Source organism: Pseudomonas juntendi (assembly GCF_009932375.1).
GTDB classification, from domain to species: domain Bacteria; phylum Pseudomonadota; class Gammaproteobacteria; order Pseudomonadales; family Pseudomonadaceae; genus Aquipseudomonas; species Aquipseudomonas juntendi.
The window spans coordinates 1-6,658 of the sequence record NZ_BLJG01000303.1 but is presented as its reverse complement, the minus strand read 5'-3'; the positions used below and the strand labels follow the sequence as shown (position 1 = coordinate 6,658).

General features: G+C 64.2%; 7 protein-coding genes. 2 read left to right on the top strand and 5 right to left on the bottom strand.

The features are described from left to right. Positions 1-182: 182 nt before the first annotated feature. From GYA94_RS25085 to def, 5 genes are read right to left on the bottom strand one after another with little or no spacing between them, the layout of a single operon-like run. Entirely contained in the window at positions 183-491 is a 309-nt protein-coding gene (locus GYA94_RS25085; protein WP_029888062.1) for a tetratricopeptide repeat protein, read from the bottom strand. A gap of 11 nt (positions 492-502) precedes the next feature. After that, positions 503-1,876, bottom strand: coding sequence for a Trk system potassium transporter TrkA (trkA, locus tag GYA94_RS25080; RefSeq protein WP_009682347.1), 1,374 nt, complete (start codon positions 1,874-1,876; stop codon positions 503-505). Between the two features lie 24 nt (positions 1,877-1,900). Further along, a complete protein-coding gene (gene rsmB / locus GYA94_RS25075; RefSeq protein WP_161893325.1) occupies positions 1,901-3,211 on the bottom strand; it encodes a 16S rRNA (cytosine(967)-C(5))-methyltransferase RsmB in 1,311 nt (436 codons plus the stop codon). Next, positions 3,208-4,140: a methionyl-tRNA formyltransferase gene (gene fmt, locus GYA94_RS25070; RefSeq protein ID WP_110676276.1), complete on the bottom strand. Its 933-nt coding sequence runs from the start codon at positions 4,138-4,140 to the stop codon at positions 3,208-3,210. Before fmt ends, rsmB begins: the two co-directional genes overlap by 4 nt. 60 nt (positions 4,141-4,200) lie before the next feature. Beyond that, the gene (gene def / locus GYA94_RS25065; protein WP_009682343.1) at positions 4,201-4,707 is read right to left on the bottom strand and encodes a peptide deformylase; all 507 of its coding nucleotides are present in this window, start codon (positions 4,705-4,707) and stop codon (positions 4,201-4,203) included. 207 nt (positions 4,708-4,914) lie between these two features. On the opposite strand from def, the gene dprA reads away from it, so the two are divergent. After that, a complete protein-coding gene (dprA, locus tag GYA94_RS25060) occupies positions 4,915-6,012 on the top strand; it encodes a DNA-processing protein DprA (protein ID WP_054906112.1) in 1,098 nt (365 codons plus the stop codon). Between the two features lie 41 nt (positions 6,013-6,053). Beyond that, complete coding sequence (tsaC, locus tag GYA94_RS25055; RefSeq protein WP_161893324.1) at positions 6,054-6,611, top strand: L-threonylcarbamoyladenylate synthase type 1 TsaC; 558 nt, start codon at positions 6,054-6,056, stop codon at positions 6,609-6,611. Positions 6,612-6,658 lie beyond the last annotated feature (47 nt).

The following is a 6,658-nucleotide window of genomic DNA, read 5'->3' as shown; positions in this document are numbered from 1 at the left end:
CTGCGCATCTGGTTTCGCGAACGGTGCTTTGCGACGAGTGAGCGTGTGAGATCGAGCGCCGCGCGGGCGGCGCTCGCACTAACAGGCGCTGCCATACCTTGTGGCAAACACCTGTCAGCCCTAAGGCGACCCCTGTGGGAGCTGGCTTGCCTGCGATGGGCTGCAAAGCAGCCCCGGCTATCTCAAGCCTTGTTCAGCTTCTTGAGAAAAACGGTCATCTCTTTCTCGGCCTGCTTGTCCCCGTGGGCCTGTGCCGCCACGATCCCATCCTCCCAGGCCTTGCGCGCCGCTGGCAGGTCACCCTGCAACTGACAGGCCTTGCCCAGCAGCTTCCACGCTGCCGAGTACTTCGGGTCCTGCTCTACACAGCGCGCCAGGTGCACCGCAGCTTCTGCACCGTTACCTTCATCCAGCCAGGCCTTGCCCAGCCCGAAACGCAGCAACGGGTTATCCACACCCTTGGCCAGCATCTTCTCCAGCGACTCGCGCATGCCTTTTGCTCCTAGAAGAAACTCAAGCCGACGTGGAACAGCTTCTCCACATCGCGAATGTGCTTTTTATCCACAACGAACAGGATCACATGGTCACCCGATTCGATCAGCGTGTTGTCGTGGGCAATCATGACCTCTTCGGCACGGATGATCGCGCCGATCGTGGTCCCAGGTGGCAGGTTGATGTCCGCTATCGCCTTGCCAACGACCTTGCTCGACTTGGCATCGCCATGGGCCACCGCCTCGATCGCTTCGGCTGCGCCACGGCGCAGCGAGTGCACGCTGACAATGTCGCCCCGGCGCACGTGGGCCAGCAGGGTGCCGATGGTCGCCAGCTGCGGGCTGATGGCAATGTCGATCTCACCCCCCTGCACCAAGTCGACGTAGGCTGGGTTGTTGATGATGGTCATCACCTTGCCTGCACCCAGGCGCTTGGCCAGCAGCGACGACATGATGTTGGCTTCGTCATCGTTGGTCAGGGCCAGGAAGATATCGGCGTCGGCGATGTTTTCTTCCAGCATCAGATCCCTGTCCGAGGCGCTGCCCTGCAACACCACGGTGCTGTCTAGCGTATCGGACAGGTGCCGGCAGCGGGCTGGGCTCATCTCGATGATCTTCACCTGATAGCGGCTTTCGATGGCTTCGGCCAGGCGCTCGCCAATTTGGCCACCACCGGCAATGACGATGCGCTTGTTGGTCTGGTCGATACGACGCAACTCGCCCATCACTGCCCGGATGTCTTTTTTCGCGGCAATGAAGAACACCTCGTCATCGGCTTCGATCACCGTGTCGCCACGCGGGGTGATTGGCCGGTCGCGGCGGAAAATGGCGGCCACACGGGTATCCACGTTGGGCATGTGCGCGCGGATCTGGCGCAGCTGCTGGCCCACCAGCGGCCCGCCATAGTAAGCCTTCACGGCCACCAGCTGCGCCTTGCCTTCGGCGAAGTCGATCACCTGCAGCGACCCTGGGTGTTCGATCAGGCGCCTGATGTAGTTGGTCACCACCTGCTCGGGGCTGATCAGCACGTCGACCGGGATGTGGTCATTGTCGAACAGCTCTTCACGGGTCAGGTAGGCCGACTCGCGTACCCGGGCAATCTTGGTCGGGGTGTGGAACAGCGAATAGGCCACCTGGCAGGCAACCATATTGGTTTCGTCGCTGTTGGTTACCGCCACCAGCATGTCGGCGTCGTCGGCACCGGCCTGGCGCAGCACCGTCGGCAGCGAGCCGCGGCCTTGCACGGTGCGGATGTCCAGGCGGTCGCCCAGGTCGCGCAGGCGGTCGCCGTCGGTATCGACCACGGTAATGTCGTTGGCCTCGCTGGCCAGGTGCTCTGCCAGCGTACCGCCCACTTGCCCTGCGCCGAGGATGATGATTTTCATCCGCTACTCCCTACCCTTTTGTGCTTACCCGCGCGAGGCGGCGATCTTGATCAGCTTGGCATAGTAGAACCCGTCGTGGCCGCCTTCCTGGGCCAGCAACTGGCGGCCGTGCGGCTGGCGCAGGCCGGCCTCGGTGGCCAGGTCCAGCTCCCGCGCGCCGGGGGTGCGGGCGAGGAAGGCCTCGATCACTTGCGTGTTCTCGGTCGGCAGGCTGGAGCACGTGGCATACAGCAGCATGCCGCCCACTTCCAGTGTCGGCCACAGGGCATCGAGCAGTTCACCTTGCAGCGCGGCCAGGGCCGGAATGTCGTCGGCCTGGCGGGTCAGCTTGATATCCGGGTGGCGGCGGATCACGCCAGTGGCCGAGCAGGGGGCGTCCAGCAAGATGCGCTGGAACGGTTTGCCGTCCCACCAGCTGGCAGTGTCGCGGGCGTCGCACGCGATCAGCTCGGCATCGAGTTGCAGGCGGTCGAGGTTCTCGCGCACGCGGGTCAGGCGCTTGGCCTCAAGGTCGATGGCTGTCAGGTGAGCCAGGCCTGGTTCGGCTTCCAGCAGGTGGCAGGTTTTGCCGCCGGGCGCGCAACAGGCGTCGAGCACGCGTTGGCCGGCGGCCAGCTCCAGCAAGTCAGCGGACAACTGCGCGGCTTCGTCCTGCACACTCACCCAGCCCTCGGCGAAGCCTGGCAGGCCACGTACGTCGCAGGCTTCGGCCAGCACGATGCCATCGCGGCTGTAGTGGCAGGCGCTGGCGGCAACGCCCGCGTCGGCCAGCAGGCGCAGGTAGGCGTCACGGCTGTGATGACGGCGGTTGACCCGCAAGATCATCGGCGGGTGCGCATTGTTGGCGGCGCAAATGGCCTCCCACTGCTCTGGCCAGAAGGCCTTCAGCGCCTTTTGCAGCCAGCGCGGGTGGGCGGTGCGTACCACGGGGTCGCGCTCCATGCCGGCCAGCAGCGCTTCGCCTTCGCGCTGGGCGCGGCGCAGCACGGCATTGAGCAGGCCCTTGGCCCAGGGTTTCTTCAGTTTGTCGGCACAACCCACGGTCTCGCCAATTGCGGCGTGGGCCGGAATACGGGTGTAGAACAGCTGGTACAGGCCGACCAGCAGCAGCGCCTGCACATCGGCGTCTGCGGCTTTGAACGGCTTCTGCAGCAGCTGGGCGGCCAGCAGGTCGAGCCGGGGCTGCCAGCGTGCAGTGCCGAACGCCAGGTCCTGGGTCAGGCCGCGGTCGCGCTCATCGACCTTGTCCAGTTGTACCGGCAGCGAGCTGTTCAATGAAGCCTTGCCGCTGAGTACTGCGGCAAGGGCACGGGCGGCGGCGAGGCGTGGGTTCATTGGCCAAGTACCTTGCCGGCGGCGAACTTCTCGCGGCGGCTGTTGAACAGGTCGCTGAAGCTCAGCGCCTTGCCACCGGGCAATTGCAGGCGGGTCAGGCTCAGTGCCTGGTCACCACAGGCAACCACAAGGCCATCTTTACTGGCGGACAGGATCTCGCCCGGCTCACCTTTGCCTGCCGCCACGTTGGCTGCCAGCACCTTCACGCTCTCGCCATCGAGGGTGCTGTGGCACACCGGCCATGGGTTGAAGGCACGGATCAGGCGCTCCAGTTCGACGGCCGGGCGGCACCAGTCCAGGCGCGCTTCGTCCTTGTTCAGCTTGTGTGCATAAGTGGCCAGGGCATCGTTTTGCACCTCGCCTTGCAGCGACCCGTCGGCCAGGCCGGCGATGGCCTGCACGACGGCGGGCGGGCCCATTTGCGCAAGGCGGTCATGCAGGCTACCGCCGGTGTCCTCGGCGCTGATCGGGGTCGTTACCTTGAGCAGCATCGGGCCGGTATCCAGGCCGGCTTCCATGCGCATCACGGTGACACCGCTTTCGGTATCGCCGGCTTCCACGGCACGCTGGATCGGCGCTGCACCGCGCCAGCGCGGCAGCAAGGAGGCGTGGCTGTTGATGCAGCCCAGGCGGGGGATATCCAGCACCGCCTGCGGCAGAATCAGGCCGTAGGCAACCACGACCATCAAGTCTGGCTGCAGTGCGGCAAGTTCCGCTTGCGCCTCGGCGTTGCGCAGGGTTTGCGGCTGCAGTACCGGGATGCCATGGGCCACCGCCAGCGCCTTGACCGCACTGGGCATCAGCTTCTGGCCACGGCCGGCAGGGCGGTCAGGCTGGGTGTAGACGGCCACGATCTCGTAAGGGCTGTCGAGCAGGGCCTTGAGGTGTTCGGCAGCAAACTCTGGGGTGCCTGCAAAGACGATGCGCATGGAGTTCTCGCTTCAAAAAAGAAAAAGGCTTGCCGGAGCAAGCCTTCTGGAAGGTGGGGATCAGGCTTGCTGGCGGTGCTGCTTTTCCAGTTTCTTCTTGATCCGGTCGCGTTTGAGCTGCGACAGATAGTCGACAAACAGCTTGCCGTTGAGGTGATCGAATTCGTGCTGCACGCAGACCGCCAGCAAGCCTTCGCACTCCAGCTCGAACGGCTTGCCGTCGCGGTCCTGGGCTTTTACCCGTACCCGCAGCGGGCGGTCGACGTTCTCGTAGAAGCCCGGCACCGACAGGCAACCTTCCTGGTACTGGCCCATGTCGTCGGTCAGCTCTTCGACCGTAGGGTTGATGAAGACCCGCGGTTCGCTGCGGTCTTCGCTGAGGTCCATCACCACGACCTGCTGGTGCACGTTGACCTGGGTCGCGGCCAGGCCAATGCCAGGGGCTTCGTACATGGTTTCAAACATGTCGTCGATCAGCTGACGCAGGGCGTCGTCGAACACCGTCACCGGCTTGGCGATGGTGCGCAGGCGCGGGTCTGGGAATTCGAGAATGTTCAAGATGGCCATAAGGTCAGGCAGTCACTGTGCGTTTGGTTGAAAACTGAGCACACATAATAAAGGCAAACGTGGATTTCAGCACCTGTGAAAGCTCGTCTAGGGTTTTCAGTTCCTGCTTGTCGGCTATTCGATAGACAGGTTGTCAAACCGTTATCAACACAGTTATCCACAGCTTGTGCCACGCCGATGGCCCTTTTTAGATCAAGGATGATCCCCATGTCGAATCACCATTCGTCGCCTGTTGCGCCGGCTGAACTGGAGGCGCGGCTGCGTCTGCACCGCTTGCCGGACACAGGCCTGCGGCGTTTCTGCACGTTGCTGGAGGCGTTTGGCAGCGCATCTTCTGCCCTGTGCGCACCCGCCGGCGCCTGGCGCGCGTTGGGCATTCCCCAGGCAGCAATCGACGCGCGGCGCAGTGCCGAAGTGCGCGATGGGGCCCTGGCGGCGATGGCCTGGCTAGAGCAGCCGGGCCAGCATTTACTGATGTTTGACGGCCCTGGTTACCCGCCGCTGCTGGGGGAAATCGATGACGCTCCGCCATTGCTGTTTGTCGCCGGCGACCCTGCCCTGCTCGAGCGCCCGCAGCTGGCAATTGTGGGAAGCAGGCGCGCTTCACCGCCAGCCCTCGATACTGCCGCGGCGTTTTCCCGTTACCTGGCACAGGCCGGTTTCACGATTACCAGCGGGTTGGCAGTGGGTATCGATGGCGCCGCTCATCGGGCCGCAATACAGGCCGGTGGGGGTACGATCGCGGTGCTCGGCACAGGGCTGCAAAAACTTTATCCACAGCGGCACACCGCGCTTGCCCAGGCGATTATCGACAGCGGCGGCGCGCTGGTTTCCGAGTACCCGCTGGATGCCGGGCCACAGCCCAGCAACTTCCCCCGGCGTAACCGCATCATTAGTGGCTTGTCGCTGGGCGTGCTGGTGGTCGAGGCCAGCCTGGCCAGTGGTTCGCTGATCACGGCGCGGCTGGCGGCAGAACAAGGCCGCGAGGTGTATGCCATTCCGGGCTCCATCCACCACCCTGGGGCCAAGGGCTGCCACCAGTTGATTCGCGACGGCGCGCTGCTGGTGGAAACCGTGGAGCAGATCATGGAAAGCCTGCAGGGCTGGCAGAACCTGCCACCTGCGGTTGTGGACAAGTTCGACCACCCACTGCTGGCCTTGCTGCACGCGGCGCCCCAGACCAGCGAAAGCCTGGCCCATTGCAGCGAGTTGCCGCTGGCCGAAGTGCTTGCGCAATTGACCGAGCTGGAACTGGAAGGGCGGGTCAGCAATGAAGCCGGGCGTTGGTTTGCCCGCGCGGGCTAAGTACACTGCGCACAGGCAAGTTCATAGGCGGAGTAACAGCAATGGTAAGCAGTTTTCGTGTGCAACAAGCCGCACGTGAGATCCGGGCGGGCGCAGTAATCGCCTACCCAACGGAAGCGGTCTGGGGCCTGGGCTGCGACCCCTGGAACGAGGACGCGGTGTACCGCCTGCTGGCGCTGAAGTCGCGGCCTGTGGATAAAGGCCTGATCCTGGTCGCCGACAATATCCGTCAGTTCGACTTTTTGTTTGAAGATTTCCCCGAGGACTGGATCGACCGTATGGGCAGCACCTGGCCGGGGCCCAATACCTGGCTGGTGCCGCACCAGGACCTGTTGCCGGAGTGGGTGACCGGCCAGCATGACACCGTAGCGCTGCGGGTCAGTGACCACCCGGTGGTGCGCGAACTGTGCGCGCTGGTGGGGCCGTTGATTTCCACCTCGTGCAACCCCGGCGGGCGCCCGGCGGCGAAGACCCGGTTGCGGGTGGAGCAGTACTTCCATGGCCAGCTGGACCTGGTGCTGGGTGGGGCGCTGGGGGGGGGGAGGAATCCGAGTGTGATTCGGAATTTGGCTACTGGCGAGGTCGTTCGCCCGGGCTGATATCTGGCTACAAGCCTTCCGCCGATTTCTGATTGGTCTCGGTTCGC